We start from the raw sequence: 14453 nt of genomic DNA, 5'->3' as shown, positions 1-14453 counted from the left end.
GGCGGGCCTCGTCCCCCGCCCGGGTTCCGGTCCGGTGAGGTGCTGGGTGGTGCGTTGCGAGGTGTGCGTCGCGAGTCGTGCGTTACCAGCAGGCCGGGAGCGTGTTGGTCTCGCTGCCGATGGCGGTGTCCTTCATCCAGCCGTACTCCCCGTTGTCGGCCTCGGTCCACTCCCAGCGGTAGGGATGCGGGCCGCCCACGTACTCGTCCGGGTTGCCGCCGTCGTAACGGCACTGGAACCAGCTCGGGTTGGAGTACATGTAGCCGACGATGCGGCTGGAGTCCGGGTAGAACCGGGCCAGGTCCTTGTAGCCGTAGACCGGGGCGCCGGAACGGTTGTTGCACCACCAGTGGCTCCCGCTGTACCAACAGCCGCTCGCGGCGGACGCGGAAGGTGCGGCGGTGGTGCCGAGACCGACGGCGAGCGCCGCGGCGCCGAACAGCACCGCCAGAGGCTTCTTGATACGCATGCGAGTCACCCTGTGGCCGCCGCCCCGCCGCCCGCAATGTTTTCGAACGCGCTGGAAGTGTCTGGCGCGAGCGGCGCGCGACGGCTACGGGGACCGTACCGGCGTCACTCCCCGCGCAGCACCTTGGCCAGAGTGCTCTGCCCCGTGACCTCGATCCGTCCCGCGCGCACCGCGTCCAGCACGGTCGAGGTCCCGCGGCTCACATCGGCGCAGGTTCCGGTGTCCAGGGTCAACCGGGCGTCCGGCTCCTCAGGGGCGGGCCCGTCGCCGTACACGGGCCCCTCCTCGGCGCCCAGCCACACATGGAACTCCCCCTCCTCCAGGCGGACTTCGACCAACCCTTCAGCGCCCTCCCCCGCCAGGCCCCGCAGCAGCGGCAGCGCGAACCAGTGCGCCCGTACGGCGTCCGTGGCCCCGCGCTCACCCAGCGAGGGCGCGCCCCACTCGCCGAGCGCCTGCAGCACGGGCAGCAACTCCCGTCCCCGGCCGGTGAGTTCGTAAACGTATGCGGCGCCCGGCGGCGGCAGTCGGCGCCGGGTCGTCAGTCCGTCGCGCTCCATGTCCTTGAGCCGGGAGGCGAGAACGTCCGTGCTCACGCCCGGCAGATCCGCGTGCAGATCGGTGTAGCGGCGCGGGCCGCCGAGCAGCTCGCGGACGATCAGGAGGGTCCAGCGGTCACCGACGGCGTCGAGCGCGCGGGCCGCGGAACAGTACTGGTCGTAGCTTCGGCGAGGTGACATGCGACGCAGTCTAGACATGTTGTTGGACTTTCCAAGCACTCACTTGGTAAAACCAAGCAACACCACGAACCGGAGGACACAGCGCATGGAGTTCCGGCAGTCGAGCAAGCTCAGCGAGGTCTGTTACGAGATCCGCGGCCCGGTGATCGAGCAGGCCGACGCACTGGAGGCGGCAGGCCACAGCGTGCTGCGCCTCAACACCGGCAACCCCGCGCTCTTCGGTTTCGAGGCGCCGGAGGAGATCCTCCAGGACATGATCCGGATGCTGCCGCAGGCGCACGGCTACACCGAATCGCGCGGCATCCTCTCCGCCCGCCGCGCGGTCGCCCAGCGCTACCAGGAACGGGGCCTCGATGTCGGCGTGGACGACGTCTTCCTCGGCAACGGCGTCTCCGAACTGGTCTCCATGGCGGTCCAGGCGCTGGTGGAGGACGGCGACGAAGTCCTCATCCCCGCCCCTGACTTCCCCCTCTGGACGGCCGTCACGACCCTCGCGGGCGGCAAGGCCGTCCACTACCTCTGCGACGAACAGTCGGACTGGTACCCGGACCTGGCCGACATGGAGTCGAAGATCACCGACCGCACCCGCGCGGTCGTCATCATCAACCCCAACAACCCGACCGGCGCGGTCTACCCCCAGGAGATCATCGAGGGCATCCTCGACCTCGCCCGCCGGCACGGCCTGATGGTCTTCGCGGACGAGATCTACGACCAGATCCTGTACGACGACGCGGTCCACCACTCGGCCGCGGCGCTCGCCCCCGACCTGGTGGTCCTCACCTTCTGCGGCCTGTCCAAGACGTACCGGGTGGCGGGCTTCCGCTCGGGCTGGCTGGTGGTGACGGGCCCCAAGCAGCACGCCCGCAACTACCTGGAGGGCCTGACCATGCTGGCCTCCATGCGGCTGTGCCCCAACGCGCCCGCCCAGTACGCCATCCAGGCCGCGCTCGGCGGCCGCCAGTCCATCCACGAACTGACCGCGCCCGGCGGCCGCCTCCACGAACAGCGCAACCGCGTCTGGGAGAAGCTCAACGAGATCCCGGGCGTCTCCTGCGTCAAGCCCAAGGGCGCCCTGTATGCCTTCCCCCGCATCGACCCCGAGGTCCACAAGATCCACGACGACGAGAAGTTCGTCCTGGACCTCCTCCTCCGCGAGAAGATCCAGGTCGTCCAGGGCACCGGCTTCAACTGGCCCCGCCCCGACCACTTCCGCATCCTCACCCTCCCGCACGCCGACGACCTGGACGCGGCGATCAGCCGGATCGGGCGGTTCCTGGGCGGGTATCGACAGTAGGGCCGCCGTATGGCGCACTCCGGCCTGCGGACCCCCGGGGGCGATGACACCGTACGGAAGGAATGACAGGACCGGAGAAGGGTGTCGGCCATGGGTGACCTGATCCTCGTGCGGCACGGCGAGACCGAGTGGTCCCTGTCCGGGCGGCACACCGGATCGACCGACATCCCGCTGACGGAGAACGGTCGCGAGCAGGCCAAGCGGCTGGCCCCGCTCGTCGCCTCGCACCACATCGCGGCGGCGTTCGTGAGCCCGATGCAACGGGCGCGGGAGACGGCGCGGCTGGCCGGGGTCCAGGGGGCGCGGGTGGACGCGGACCTGTGCGAGTGGGACTACGGCGGGTACGAAGGGGTCACGACTGTGGAGATCCACCGGACCCGGCCCGACTGGTTCCTGTTCGACGACGGGGTCGCGCCGGGGCCGCCGGAGCATCCCGGGGAAAGCCCGGAGCAGGTCGGGGCGCGGGCGGAGCGGATGCTCGCCAAGGTCGACGCGGCGCTCGCCGAGGCGGAGGGCAGCGTCGTCCTCATCTCCCACGGGCACTTTCTGCGGGTGCTGACCGCGCGGCGGCTGGGGCTGCGGGCTTCGGACGGCGCGTTGTTCCAGCTCGCCACCGGGACGGTGAGCCGGCTGAGCACCGAGCATCGGCGGCATGTCGTGGCCGGCTGGAATGTCAGACCCCCGTCGTAGTCTTCGAGTGTCTTCGAGTGTCTTCGAGTGGGTTCCAGTGGACCGGGGACGGGGTCGGCCCAGGGGGCGTCGTGCTTCGGCTGCGGGCCGGTGGGGGCCGTTCGCGCGGTTCCCCGCGCCCTGACGGGGCGCTGCGGCCGATGCAGGGAAAGGGGTGCCGTCATGACACGACCGCCGACCGTCGCGCAGCGCCGTGTCATCGATGCGGCGGACCCGGTGACCGGGCGGCTGAAGGGGACGGAAGCGCAGCTCGCCGCGCTGGTGAAGCGGGGGCTCGCCTTCCGGCATCCGCGGCCGCCGCACGACCATTTTCTGACGCCCGCCGGGCACCGGATACGGGAGGCGCCGGAGCCGACGGCGGCTCCTGAGCCTCCCGCCGCCCCCGCCGACTCGGGCGTGTTCACCGCGCGCATCGGCGGCGAGGAGAGCGCCGTTGACGGCCCCTCCCGCACACGCGAGGTGCACAGTGCCTGGCAGGGGCTGCTGGAGCTGCGGCGGATGACCCATCGGGACGGGGCGGTGGACCGCCCCTGCGGATGGGAACGTACGCATCTGGTGCAGGCCGCCGCACTCGCTCTGGAGGCCGCCGGGCACCGCCCCGCGGCAGCGGAAGGCCCCGGCTATCGGGTGCGGGCGACTCCGCAGCCGGAGGCCGTCGCCGTGCGCGAGCCGGACGCCGAGGCGCTGCGGGCCTGCGCGGCCACGCTGGAGAAGGCGGGCTGGCAGGTCGGCGAGCACACGGAGCCGCGTACGGGAGCGCGGTACGTGCTGGCCTCACCCCGGCGGGCGTGAGGTCCCTCGACGCCCTGCCACCCCTCAGTAGAGTGGCGCCCGTTCCAGCTGTCGTACACACGATCGAAGAAGGGAATGTCGTGGCTGAGCCGTTTTCCGTGCCCGTGACCGTCCGCGGGTACGAGACCGACATCCAGGGTCATCTGAACCAGAGCGTGTATCTGCAGTACGCCGAACACGCCCGCTGGTGCTTACTCGACGCGGCCGGGATAGGCCAGACCGATCTGATGTCCAAGGGTGTGGGACCGGTGACCCTGGAGACGACGATCCGCTATCTGCGGGAGTTGCGTGCGGGGGACCGGACCGAGGTGACCTGCGCGTTCGCCTGGGGTGAGGGCAAGACCTACCGGATCGGGCAGACGATACGGAAGGCGGACGGCACGGTGGCCGCCGAGTTCACCGCGGTGGGTGGGCTGCTGGACCTCAAGGAGCGCACGTTGGTCGCGGACCCCCGCGTGTACTTCCGCGCGCTGGCCGCGGATCCGAGCGTCTTCGGCCTCTGAGCCCACCCCGCGTGGCGTGGTCTACGCGTCCAGCAACTCCGGGCTGTGCTGGGCGTCGTAGGCCGCGCGCGACTCGGCGATCGTGACGCGGTGCCGCTCCGCCCAGTCCGTGAGGGACAGCAGGGTGGCGTGCAACTCATCGGCCACCGGCGTGAGTTCGTACTCGACCTTGGGCGGGACCATCGGGTGGACGGTACGGGTGAGGAGTCCGTCGCGCTCCAGATTGCGCAGCGTCAGGGTGAGCATGCGGCGGCTGATCCCCTCGATGCTGCGCTCCAGTTCGGTGAAGCGGATCGGGCCGTGTGCGGCGGCCACGATGATCTGCACGCTCCATTTCCCGGCGACCCTGTCAAGAACCTCGCGGACCGGGCACGCCTGCGCGTGCACGACCTGCGGGGTAACACCGGTGTTCCCTTGGGACATTGAGGTGCCTCCTTATGCCGATCTCCATGGTCACTCACGATGAACCCCGTTACAAGTCGTGCACCTATGGAAGCGCGGCACACACGTGGTCGCATACCTGGAGGTCGTCGTCATGCCGTTCCGGACCGAGTCACCGTCCGCACCGCCGGTCCCCCGACCGTACTCCCGCTGGGCCTCGCTCGTCGTTCTGTGCGCGGGCACCCTGATGACGATCCTGGACGGGAACATCGTCACGGTCGCGATGCCCGCGATCCAGAGTGATCTGGGGTTCTCGGGGCCGGGGCTCGCCTGGGTGGTGAACGCGTATCTGATCCCGTTCGGGGGGCTGTTGCTGCTCGTGGGCCGGCTCGGGGACCTCGTGGGGCGCAGGCGGATGTTCGCCGCCGGGCTCGTGGTGTTCACGGCGGCGTCCGTGCTGTGCGGGGTCGCCACCGGCCGGGGCCTGCTGGTCGCGGCCCGAGCGCTGCAGGGTGTCGGCGGGGCGATGACCTCGGCCGTCGTCCTCGGCATGCTGGTCGCACTCTTCCCCGAACCGCGTGAACAGGCCCGCGCCATCGCGGTGTTCAGCGCGGTCGGCGCGGCGGGCGGGGCGCTCGGCACCTTCCTCGGCGGGGCGCTGACCCAGACGGTCGGCTGGCACTGGATCTTTCTGATCAACCTGCCGATCGGAGTGGTCGCGTGGCTCGCCGCGATCCGGATCCTCGCCCCGGACCGGGGAGTCGGGCTCGGCAAGGGCGCAGACTATCCGGGCGCGGCGCTGGTCACGGGCGCGCTGATGCTGACGGTGTACACGATCGTCGGCGCGGGCGACCGGGATCCGGGGACCACGCTCGCACTGGCCGTGGTCTCACTCGGCCTCTACGTCGGCTTCTTCCTGCGTCAGGCGCGGGCCGCCCGTCCGCTGCTGCGGCTGCGACTCTTCCGCTCCCGCGCCCTGAGCGGCGCCAACGGGGTGCAGATCCTGATGGTCGCGGGGATGTTCGGCTTTCAGTACATCGGTGCGCTCTACCTGCAACGCGTTCTCGGGTACAGCGAGTTGGCCACCGGCACCGCGTTCCTCCCCGCGCCGATCGCGATCGGGGTGCTGATGCTGACCCTGTCCGCGCGGACGATCGCCCGGTTCGGTCCGTACCGGGTGCTGCTCGCCGGGCTCGTCCTGATCACCGGAGGCATGGCCCTGCTGAGCCGGGCCCCGGCCGGCGGCTCGTACGCCGCCGACGTACTGCCGGCGATGCTGCTGCTCGCCGCCGGTTTCGCGGCCGCGATGCCCGCGGTGACGGGCCTTGCCATGACGGGCGCCCGGGAGGAGGACGCGGGACTGGCCTCCGGGCTCTTCAACACCACGCAGGTGGTGGGCGGTTCGCTGGGGCTGGCCGTGCTGACGACGCTGGCGGCGAGTCGTACGGAGCGCCTGGCCGGTGGGGGCGAGGGAGCCGTGGCGGCCCTGGCGGACGGTTACCGGCTGGCGTTCACGGTGGCCACGGGGATCGCGCTGGCGGCCCTGGTCCTGGCGGCGGCGATCCTGCGGCCGGGGCGGGGACATGCCCCGCATGTCTCCCCCACCCGGCCCGAGCGATGGACGACGCGCCTTTCCCCTCGTAACCGGTCCTGACCAGGGCTGCACGCTCAGCTCCTGCCCCAGGGGCACCCGGCAGCCATGTAAGGAGCGCCAACTCGGCCTCGCCAGGCGGGTGTACGCCGTTCGAAATCTCTGGTAGGAAACTTTCCTAACAGTACGTGGACGCAACACTCCCCTCATCGGAGGTACCGTGCACACCCCCCACATAGATCCCCCGCTCCACACCTCACGGCGCACACTGCTCACCCTGATCGGAGCCTCGCTCGTGGCAGGCCCCCTCCTCGCGACCCAGTCCCAGGCCGCCGCCTCCGGCGGCCTGGACGACCCGGCGAAGAAGGAGATCGCCATGAAGCTGGTCTCCAGCGCGGAGAACTCCTCGCTGGACTGGAAAGCGCAGTACAAGTACATCGAGGACATCGGTGACGGGCGCGGCTACACGGCCGGCATCATCGGCTTCTGTTCGGGCACCGGCGACATGCTGGACCTGGTCGAGCTGTACACCCAGCGCAAGCCCGGCAACGTCCTCGCCAAGTACCTGCCCGCCCTGCGCAAGGTGAACGGCAGCGACTCCCACCAGGGCCTGGACCCCGGCTTCCCCGCCGACTGGCGCAAGGCCGCCCAGGACACCGCGTTCCAGCAGGCCCAGAACGACGAGCGGGACCGGGTCTACTTCAACCCCGCCGTCGCCCAGGGCAAGACCGACGGCATCGGCGTCCTCGGCCAGTTCACCTACTACGACGCCATCGTGATGCACGGCGACGGCGGCGACAGCACCAGCTTCAGCAACATCCGCAGGCGTGCCCTGGCCAAGGCCAAGCCGCCGGCCCAGGGCGGCGACGAGGTGACGTATCTGAACGCCTTCCTCGACGCGCGCGTCTGGGCGATGAAGCAGGAGGAGGCCCACTCCGACACCACCCGCGTCGACACCGAACAGCGGGTGTTCCTGCAGAAGCGGAACCTGAACCTCGATCCGCCACTGAACTGGAAGGTGTACGGGGACAGCTACCACATCGGCTGAGACCGAGACCCGGCCCCGGGGCGGGGTGCGGATCACCCGGCCCCCGGGGCATGGATCCTGACCCGGACCGCTAGGCGCCCACCACCGCGGGGCCGGGACCGGTGCGTCGGTCCACGATCTCCTCGCCCGGCTCCATCGGGGCCGTGACCTCGTCGTCGTCCCGGTGTCGGCCCAGGTGGTTGAAGACGAGGTTGAGCAGGACGGCCGCCACGCACCCCGTGGAGATCCCCGAGTCCAGGACGATCCGCGCGGTCTGGGGGAACGCGTGGTAGAAGTGCGGCGCGGTGATCGGGATGATCCCGACGGCCAGCGACACGGCGACGATCAGGACGTTGTTGTCCTTCTCCAGGCCGGCCCTGACCAGGGTCTGGATGCCGCTGGCCGCGACCGAGCCGAACAGGACGACGCCCGCCCCGCCGAGGACCGGGCGCGGTACGACGGCGATCAGCGACGCGGCCATCGGGCACAGGCCCATCAGCACCAGGAATCCACCGCCGGTGGCGACGACGTACCGGCTGCGGATCCGTGTCATCGCGACCAGCCCGATGTTCTGCGCGAAGGCACTGCACATGAAGCCGTTGAAGAGCGGGCTGAGGGCCGAGCCGAGGGTGTCCGCGCGCAGGCCCGCCGCGATGGTCCGCTCGTCGGCCGGACGCTCGACGATCTCGCCCAACGCCAGCATGTCCGCGGTCGATTCGGTCATCGAGACCACCATGACCACGCACAGCGAGAGGATCGCGGCGAGCTGGAACTGCGGGGCGCCGAAGTGGAACGGGGTCGGGAAGCCGACCACGGCCGCGTCGGTCACCGGACCGAAGTCCGTGACGCCGAACGGGATCGCCACCAGCGTGCCGATGACCAGGCCGAGCAGCACGGCGATCTGCTTGACGAAACCGCGGGTGAAGCGGCGCAGCAGCAGCACGAGCACGAGCGTGGCCGCCGCGAGGCCCAGGTAGGTCGGCGAACCGTAGTCGTGCGCCGCGGGATCGGGTCCCTGCGCCCAGCCGAAGGCGACCGGCAGCAGCGAGACACCTATGAGGGTGATGACGGTGCCGGTGACGACGGGCGGGAAGAAGCGGACGGCCTTGCTGAAGAAGGGGGCCGCCACGAAGCCCAGGACGCCCGCGACCATCACCGCGCCGAAGATGATCGGCAGGGCGTCGGACCTGTCCTTGGTGGAGGCGACGACGGCGGTCATGGGGGCGACGCCCGCGAAGGTGACGCCGTTGACGAACGGCAGCCGCGCTCCGATCTTCCAGAAGCCGAGGGTCTGGAGGAAGGTGGCGAGGCCCGCGGTGAACAGGCAGGCGCCGGTGAGGAACGTCAGCTCGGTGGGGGACAGACCGACGGCGGCGCCGACGATCAGGGGTGGGGCGACGACTCCCGCGTACATGGCGGCCACGTGTTGCAGACCCGTGGTGGCCATCTTGAGTGCGGGCAGTTTCTCGTCGACGGGGTGGGCGGTCACGGCGGCTCCTCCGGGCGGGTAACACGTCGGCTCTGACGTGGGTTTCAGGAGGTGGTGCGCGGTCGTGCGGGACCGGGGGACGGAACGCCCCAAGAGGGGCGAGGGTGACCGTTCCGGGGCGCGCACGTCCATGCACGCCCCGGAGACGGCCGCCATGGACCCCGCTCGGGTCCACGGCTACCGGCCGAGGGCCGTCCCCCTCAGCCGGAGATCAAGTGCCGGACGGGTCCAAGTGCCCTTACGGCCCAAGGAGATCGCGTACGGCGATCAGGCCTCCGCGGCGATCCGCGCGAGGCGCTGCGCCTCCTCCCGCGTGGCGCGGGCGATGGCGTCCTCGTCGACGTGCAGGAGCCGGCCGTTCTCCACCACCGGCTCGCCGCCCACGAGCGAGAGCGTGACCGGGGCCGCCGCGCCGAAGACCAGCGCGGTCACCGGGTCGGCGATCGAGGCGTGCGCGAGGGTGTCCAGCTTCCACAGCACGAGGTCGGCGAGCTTGCCCGGCTCCAGGGAACCGATCTCCGCCGCCCTGCCCAGGACCTGGGCGCCGCCGTAGGTGCCAAGGCGCAGCGCCTGACGGGCGTTCAGGGCGGCTTCCCGGTGGGCGCCAAGGCGGTTGATGAGGAGGGCGTTGCGCAGTTCGGTGTGGAGTTCGCCGGACTCGTTCGAGGCGGTGCCGTCGACGCCGAGGCCGACCGGGACGCCGGCCGCGAGCATGTCCGGAACGCGGGCGATGCCGGCCGCGAGACGGGCGTTGGACGAGGGACAGTGGGCGACACCGGTCTTCGTACGAGCGAAGGCGGCGATGTCGGAGTCGTTCATGTGGACGCAGTGCGCCATCCACACGTCCTCGCCGAGCCAGCCGGTGGACTCGAAGTACTCGGTCGGGCCCATGCCGAACAGCTCCTTGCAGAACTGCTCCTCCTCCACGGTCTCCGAGCCGTGCGTGTGCAGTCGTACGCCCTTGCGGCGGGCCAACTCGGCGCCCTGACACATGAGTTCGGTGGAGACGGAGAAGGGCGAGCAGGGCGCGACGGCCACCTGGGTCATGGCGCCGAAGGAGGGGTCGTGGTGCTCGTCGACGGTCGCCTCGGTGGCGGCGAGGGCACCTTCGAGGGTCTCGACGGCGAAGTCCGGCGGCAGCCCGCCGTCCTTCTCGCTGCGGTCCATGGAGCCGCGGGCGAGGGTGAAGCGGACGCCCATCTGGCGGGCGGCCCGGATGATGGCGCCGGACAGGTCGCCGGAGCCCCGCGGGAAGACGTAGTGGTGGTCCATGGCGGTGGTGACACCGCCGCGGGCCATCATGGCGAGGGAGCCCTGCGCGGCGGCGGACACCATCCGCTCGTCGATGCGCGCCCAGGTCGGGTAAAGCGCGACGAGCCAGTTGAAGAGGTTGTGGTCGGTGGCCAGGCCGCGGGTGATCCACTGGTAGAAGTGGTGGTGGGTGTTGACCAGGCCGGGGGTCACGAGGTGGCCCGTGGCGTCGATACGGCGTACGACGTTCTCCAGGCCCTCCGGGGCCCTGCCCGCGCCGAGCGACTCGATGCGGTTGTCCGCGACGACGACATGGCCCGAGGCGTACTCGGTGTCGCCCGCGTCCACCGTCGCGATCGCACAGTTCTCGATGACGATACGCCGGACTTCTGCCGATGCTGCCATGGTGCGTCCTTCTTCGTTTCGAGGGGTGGGCACGGCAGGACCCTAGGAGGTTTGAGTGCCGCGGCTGTCGACGCCACGGGTGCCGAAGGAGGGGCCTTCGCCAGACCTCGGAGGTTGGCTCAGAGGTTGACTCAGAGGTTGGTGAGGTCCACCGGGATGTGCGGCTCGCAGCCCTCGCGCAGGATGGTGGCCTCGATCAGTCCGTAGGGCCGGTCGGCCGCGAAGTACACCTCGTTGTCGTTCTCGAGCCCGAACGGCTTGAGGTCAACGAGGAAATGGTGCTTGTTGGGAAGGGAGAAACGGACCTCGTCGATCTCGCTGCGGTTCTCGATGATCCGCGAGCCCATCTGATAGAGGGTCTGCTGCAGCGACAGAGAGTAGGTCTCCGCGAAGGCCTGGAGCATGTGCTTCCTGACCTGGTCGTAGGACTTCTCCCAGTTGGGCATCTTCTGCTCGTCGCCGGTCCAGTTGAAGCGCCAGCGGCCGGAGACCTGGGTGGCCAGGATGCGGTCGTACGCCTCGGGGAGCGTCGTGTACTTGTCCTTGACGTAGCCCCAGAACTCGGAGTTCGTCGAGTTCATCACGACGAGGTCCTTCAGCCCCGAGATGACCTCCCACGACGAGCCGTCATAGGTGATCTGGGTGACCCGGGTCTCCTGGCCCTTGCGCACGAAGGAGTGCTTGACGTCGTCGGCGCCGATGAACCTGGAGTTGGCGTCGGAGGTCTCGATGCGCTCCCAGGCGTACTCCTCGATGCGGATGCGCGCCGTCTTGATCGGCTCCTGCGAGGTCACGAAGTGCCGGGCGAGGTGGATGCCGAACTGTTCGGCGGACTCGATGCCGTACTCCTTGGCGAAGGCGTACACCGTGTTCTTGGTGGTGTCCGTCGGCAGGACGTTCGCGTTGGAGCCCGAGTAGTGGACCTCTTCCATGTCGCCGCTCAGCGCCACGGACACGTTCAGGTCCTTGATGTGGTGCGTCGCCCCGTCGCGGGTGATCTTCACGACGCGGTTCTCGGCCTTGCCGTACTGGTTCTGCCCCAGCATCACAGGGCGACCGCGGTGGGAATTGTCGGTCATTTCTGCTAGCTCCCTCGGTAAACGGAGTAGCCGAACGGGTTGAGCAGCAGCGGTACGTGGTAGTGCTCGCCCGGCCTGACGGCGAAGGTGATCGTCACCTCGGGGAAGAACACTCCGCTCGCACCGCTGTCCCGATTCGCGGGGGCGTCCTGCTGCGCATCGGCTTGCTTCTTCTCGAAGTACGCCTCGACCTCGAAGTCGAGCCGTACGTGGGTCGTCCCCTCCGGCAGCGCCGGGAGGTCCTTGCACCGCCCGTCCGCGTCGGTCGCGGAGCCGCCGAGCTCCCGCCAGTCCGCCGTGCGGCCGCCGCGGGCCGCGAGCCGGACGGCGACGCCCTCGGCGGGGCGTCCGACGCTGGTGTCCAGGATGTGCGTGGACACGGATGCGGTGGTGTCGGTGCTCATACGTTCTCCTCCTCCACGAGACGGGCCAGCCGGATGCGGTTGATCTTGCCCAGTTCGGAGCGGACGATCTCGCGCTCCTGCTCGGGCGAGTTGCCGATCCGTTCCTTGACCGCGTCGCGCATCTGCTCGCCGGTCCGGCCGGTGGCGCAGATCAGGAAGACATGGCCGAACCTCTCCTGGTACGCCAGGTTCAGTTCGAGCATCTCCTCCTTGAGCTCCGCGGAGGCGCCGGCCATGCCGCGCTGCTCCCGGGAGGAGGTGGGGTCCCCGGGCTTCGGCCGCCCGATCGGCGGGTGCCCCGCCATCGCCTCCGCCAGGTCCTCGGCGGTCAGCTCGGCCATGGCGGCGTCGCTCGCGGCGAAGAGGTCGTCGGGGGTGGTGTACGGGCGGTGGGCGAGCAGGGTGCGCACCCAGGCCGTCGACGCGCACGCCTCGCGGAGGGCGGCGTGGGCCGCGTGCTCCTCCAGGGCGTTGAACCGGGCGAGGCCGCCGGGTGTCGTACTCGAAGTCACGGGAAGCCTCCGTGGCCTTGTGCTGGACGGGCTGCGGCTAGCTAACGCCCTCGGAAACACCACGTCAACACTTTGTTGAAAAATCGAGGTAACAACCGACGCCCCGCGCGAGGCGACAACCGCCGCCCGGCGCTCAGGCCTCCTTCTCGCGGTTCAGGTAGTTGTAGACGGTGAAGCGGCTGACGCCCAGCGCGCTCGCCACCGTCTCCACGCCGTGCCGCACCGAGAAGGCTCCGCGGGCCTCGAGCGCCCGTACGACCTCCTGCTTGGACTTGCGGTCGAGGTCGGCCAGCGGCTTGCCCTGCTTGCGCTCCAGGGCGACCAGGATGTGATCGAGCGAGTCGGCGAGCTGCGGCAGCCGTACGGCAACCACGTCCACACCCTCCCAGGAGAGCACGACGTCATCGGGGCCGGCCCGGTCGGGCGCCACCATCTCGCCCCCCATGGCGTCGACCAGCGGCTTGACCGCCGCGACGAAGGGGTCGTCTCCGATACCGGTCACTTATCGCCCTCCCCGACCGCGTTCACCTGCAGCGAGACCCTGGTGGCGCCGGCCGCCAGAGCCCGGCGCAGCAGCGCGTCGACCGCGGTGAGCACCGCGTCCGCTTCCCCCTCGGCGGTGTTGCCGAACGGGCCGACGTCCACGGCGTCCAGTTCGGCCGCCTCGATGACCTCGCGGGCGACCAGCGCGTGCGGGGGCGCCTCGTCGAGGTCGAAGGGCTCGGTCGTGAACTCCACTCTCAATCGCACGCGCTCAACCTACTGCGCGGTGCCGATTTTCCGGCAGCCCCCTCTTGACAAGCCTCGACGCCCGGCGGCAGTCTTCCATTAAGCAGAAACCAACTTCCGTAATACGGAATTCAATGACGTCTCGACACTCGCCGGCGAACGTCTCGACACCGAGGCGAAGGTCTCGACACGGAAGGGAGCGCCGAGCCACATGCCGGGTTCCGAATGGGGCACAGCCACCGAGCAACGCTTCAACGTCAACCTGTCGATCCTCTTCACCGAACTCCCGCTCCTGGAGCGCCCCGCGGCCGCCGCCGCGGCGGGCTTCACCGCGGTCGAGCTGTGGTGGCCCTGGGTCGACTCCCCCACCCCGGAGCGGTCCGAACTCGACGCCTTGAAGAAGGCGATCGAGGACGGGGGCGTCCAGCTGACGGGGCTGAACTTCTACGCCGGACAGCTGCCCGGCCCCGACCGGGGCGCGCTGTCGATCCCCGGCACCGAGTCGGAGCGGTTCCGCGCCAACATCGACGTGGCGGCCGACTTCGCGCGGTCGCTGGGCTGCAAGGCCCTCAACGCGCTGTACGGCAACCGTGTCGAGGGCGTGGAGGCGGCCGCGCAGGACGCGCTCGCGCTGGAGAACCTGGTCCTCGCGGCGCGGGCCGCCGACCGGATCGGCGCGATCCTCCTGATCGAGACCCTCAACCAGCCCGAGTCGCCGCTCTATCCCCTGGTGAGCGCCCCGGCGGGAGTCGCCGTCGTCGACCGGGTCAACGAGGCGACCGGCCTCGGCAACGCCAGGTTCCTCATGGACCTGTACCACCTGTCCATGAACGGCGAGGACCTGCCGTCGGTGATCGAGCGGTACGCCGCGAAGACCGGCCACGTGCAGATCGCCGACAACCCCGGGCGCGGCGCCCCGGGCACCGGGACCCTGCCCCTGGAGGACCTGCTCGGCCGGCTGAGGAAGGCCGGCTACGAGGGCTGGGTCGGCCTGGAGTACAAGCCGGGCGACCGTCCGAGCGCGGCGGCCTTCGACTGGCTGCCGGCCGAGGCCCGAGCCGCCCGCTGAGCGGCAACTCATCGACGTATCACAGCAG

General features: G+C 70.2%; 17 protein-coding genes. 7 read left to right on the top strand and 10 right to left on the bottom strand.

What is annotated here, in order from left to right; all coding sequences use genetic code 11:
• Positions 1 to 82 precede the first annotated feature (82 nt).
• Positions 83 to 469, bottom strand: a complete 387-nt coding sequence (locus FNV62_RS39300; RefSeq protein WP_054237063.1) for a hypothetical protein — start codon at positions 467 to 469, stop codon at positions 83 to 85.
• Positions 470 to 573: 104 nt separating this feature from the next.
• The gene (locus tag FNV62_RS39295) at positions 574 to 1209 is read right to left on the bottom strand and encodes a winged helix-turn-helix transcriptional regulator (RefSeq protein WP_225900524.1); all 636 of its coding nucleotides are present in this window, start codon (positions 1207 to 1209) and stop codon (positions 574 to 576) included.
• An 85-nt stretch (positions 1210 to 1294) separates the two neighbouring features.
• Between FNV62_RS39295 and FNV62_RS39290 the strand changes: the two genes are divergently transcribed.
• The 4 genes from FNV62_RS39290 to FNV62_RS39275 all read left to right on the top strand — a co-directional run bounded on the left by FNV62_RS39290 (position 1295) and on the right by FNV62_RS39275 (position 4488).
• Complete coding sequence (locus tag FNV62_RS39290) at positions 1295 to 2503, top strand: pyridoxal phosphate-dependent aminotransferase (RefSeq protein ID WP_143628616.1); 1209 nt, start codon at positions 1295 to 1297, stop codon at positions 2501 to 2503.
• A 90-nt stretch (positions 2504 to 2593) separates the two neighbouring features.
• Positions 2594 to 3193 carry a histidine phosphatase family protein gene (locus FNV62_RS39285; RefSeq protein ID WP_060894373.1) on the top strand — a complete coding sequence of 200 codons (600 nt, stop codon included), beginning with the start codon at positions 2594 to 2596 and terminating at the stop codon, positions 3191 to 3193.
• Positions 3194 to 3355: 162 nt separating this feature from the next.
• Positions 3356 to 3985, top strand: a complete 630-nt coding sequence (locus tag FNV62_RS39280; RefSeq protein WP_097286791.1) for a hypothetical protein — start codon at positions 3356 to 3358, stop codon at positions 3983 to 3985.
• Between the two features lie 80 nt (positions 3986 to 4065).
• On the top strand, positions 4066 to 4488 hold the full coding sequence (locus FNV62_RS39275) for an acyl-CoA thioesterase (RefSeq protein ID WP_143628614.1): 423 nt from the start codon (positions 4066 to 4068) through the stop codon (positions 4486 to 4488).
• Between the two features lie 21 nt (positions 4489 to 4509).
• On the opposite strand, the gene FNV62_RS39270 is transcribed toward FNV62_RS39275, so the two are convergent.
• Entirely contained in the window at positions 4510 to 4911 is a 402-nt protein-coding gene (locus tag FNV62_RS39270) for a winged helix-turn-helix transcriptional regulator (protein WP_075032875.1), read from the bottom strand.
• Between the two features lie 205 nt (positions 4912 to 5116).
• Between FNV62_RS39270 and FNV62_RS39265 the strand changes: the two genes are divergently transcribed.
• A complete protein-coding gene (locus tag FNV62_RS39265; RefSeq protein WP_186003237.1) occupies positions 5117 to 6523 on the top strand; it encodes an MFS transporter in 1407 nt (468 codons plus the stop codon).
• Between the two features lie 157 nt (positions 6524 to 6680).
• Positions 6681 to 7508 carry a chitosanase gene (locus FNV62_RS39260; protein WP_225900523.1) on the top strand — a complete coding sequence of 276 codons (828 nt, stop codon included), beginning with the start codon at positions 6681 to 6683 and terminating at the stop codon, positions 7506 to 7508.
• 70 nt (positions 7509 to 7578) lie between these two features.
• Here the strand turns inward: FNV62_RS39260 and FNV62_RS39255 are convergent, their stop codons facing one another.
• From FNV62_RS39255 to FNV62_RS39225, 7 genes are all read right to left on the bottom strand, one after another.
• Positions 7579 to 8976 carry a nucleobase:cation symporter-2 family protein gene (locus FNV62_RS39255; RefSeq protein WP_097286788.1) on the bottom strand — a complete coding sequence of 466 codons (1398 nt, stop codon included), beginning with the start codon at positions 8974 to 8976 and terminating at the stop codon, positions 7579 to 7581.
• A gap of 267 nt (positions 8977 to 9243) precedes the next feature.
• Positions 9244 to 10632, bottom strand: a complete 1389-nt coding sequence (locus FNV62_RS39250; RefSeq protein WP_144315876.1) for an 8-oxoguanine deaminase — start codon at positions 10630 to 10632, stop codon at positions 9244 to 9246.
• 131 nt (positions 10633 to 10763) lie between these two features.
• Complete coding sequence (gene pucL, locus FNV62_RS39245) at positions 10764 to 11711, bottom strand: factor-independent urate hydroxylase (protein WP_054237055.1); 948 nt, start codon at positions 11709 to 11711, stop codon at positions 10764 to 10766.
• A gap of 5 nt (positions 11712 to 11716) precedes the next feature.
• Positions 11717 to 12115 (bottom strand): hydroxyisourate hydrolase, encoded by a 399-nt coding sequence (uraH, locus tag FNV62_RS39240; protein WP_060894368.1) that lies wholly within the window; start codon positions 12113 to 12115, stop codon positions 11717 to 11719.
• A complete protein-coding gene (gene uraD, locus FNV62_RS39235) occupies positions 12112 to 12627 on the bottom strand; it encodes a 2-oxo-4-hydroxy-4-carboxy-5-ureidoimidazoline decarboxylase (protein WP_060894367.1) in 516 nt (171 codons plus the stop codon). Before uraD ends, uraH begins: the two co-directional genes overlap by 4 nt.
• 133 nt (positions 12628 to 12760) lie before the next feature.
• Positions 12761 to 13129: a helix-turn-helix domain-containing protein gene (locus FNV62_RS39230; RefSeq protein WP_097286783.1), complete on the bottom strand. Its 369-nt coding sequence runs from the start codon at positions 13127 to 13129 to the stop codon at positions 12761 to 12763.
• Positions 13126 to 13377 (bottom strand): hypothetical protein, encoded by a 252-nt coding sequence (locus tag FNV62_RS39225; protein WP_097286782.1) that lies wholly within the window; start codon positions 13375 to 13377, stop codon positions 13126 to 13128. Before FNV62_RS39225 ends, FNV62_RS39230 begins: the two co-directional genes overlap by 4 nt.
• Before the next feature lie 190 nt (positions 13378 to 13567).
• On the opposite strand from FNV62_RS39225, the gene FNV62_RS39220 reads away from it, so the two are divergent.
• Positions 13568 to 14425 carry a TIM barrel protein gene (locus FNV62_RS39220; protein WP_143603341.1) on the top strand — a complete coding sequence of 286 codons (858 nt, stop codon included), beginning with the start codon at positions 13568 to 13570 and terminating at the stop codon, positions 14423 to 14425.
• The last annotated feature ends 28 nt before the right edge of the window (positions 14426 to 14453 follow it).

Origin of the sequence: Streptomyces sp. RLB3-17 (assembly GCF_007113425.2) — a bacterium.
Lineage (GTDB): Bacteria > Actinomycetota > Actinomycetes > Streptomycetales > Streptomycetaceae > Streptomyces > Streptomyces mirabilis_D.
The sequence above is the reverse complement of the archived record's forward strand: the minus strand, read 5'-3'. Positions and strand labels throughout refer to the sequence as shown.

Coding starts and splice junctions, on each gene's coding strand:
- FNV62_RS39300 (WP_054237063.1), bottom strand. CDS start 469: ATGCGTATCAAGAAGCCTCTGGCGGTGCTGTTCGGCGCCGCGGCGCTC.
- FNV62_RS39295 (WP_225900524.1), bottom strand. CDS start 1,209: ATGTCACCTCGCCGAAGCTACGACCAGTACTGTTCCGCGGCCCGCGCG.
- FNV62_RS39290 (WP_143628616.1), top strand. CDS start 1,295: ATGGAGTTCCGGCAGTCGAGCAAGCTCAGCGAGGTCTGTTACGAGATC.
- FNV62_RS39285 (WP_060894373.1), top strand. CDS start 2,594: ATGGGTGACCTGATCCTCGTGCGGCACGGCGAGACCGAGTGGTCCCTG.
- FNV62_RS39280 (WP_097286791.1), top strand. CDS start 3,356: ATGACACGACCGCCGACCGTCGCGCAGCGCCGTGTCATCGATGCGGCG.
- FNV62_RS39270 (WP_075032875.1), bottom strand. CDS start 4,911: ATGTCCCAAGGGAACACCGGTGTTACCCCGCAGGTCGTGCACGCGCAG.
- FNV62_RS39265 (WP_186003237.1), top strand. CDS start 5,117: ATGACGATCCTGGACGGGAACATCGTCACGGTCGCGATGCCCGCGATC.
- FNV62_RS39250 (WP_144315876.1), bottom strand. CDS start 10,632: ATGGCAGCATCGGCAGAAGTCCGGCGTATCGTCATCGAGAACTGTGCG.
- pucL (WP_054237055.1), bottom strand. CDS start 11,711: ATGACCGACAATTCCCACCGCGGTCGCCCTGTGATGCTGGGGCAGAAC.
- uraH (WP_060894368.1), bottom strand. CDS start 12,115: ATGAGCACCGACACCACCGCATCCGTGTCCACGCACATCCTGGACACC.
- FNV62_RS39220 (WP_143603341.1), top strand. CDS start 13,568: ATGCCGGGTTCCGAATGGGGCACAGCCACCGAGCAACGCTTCAACGTC.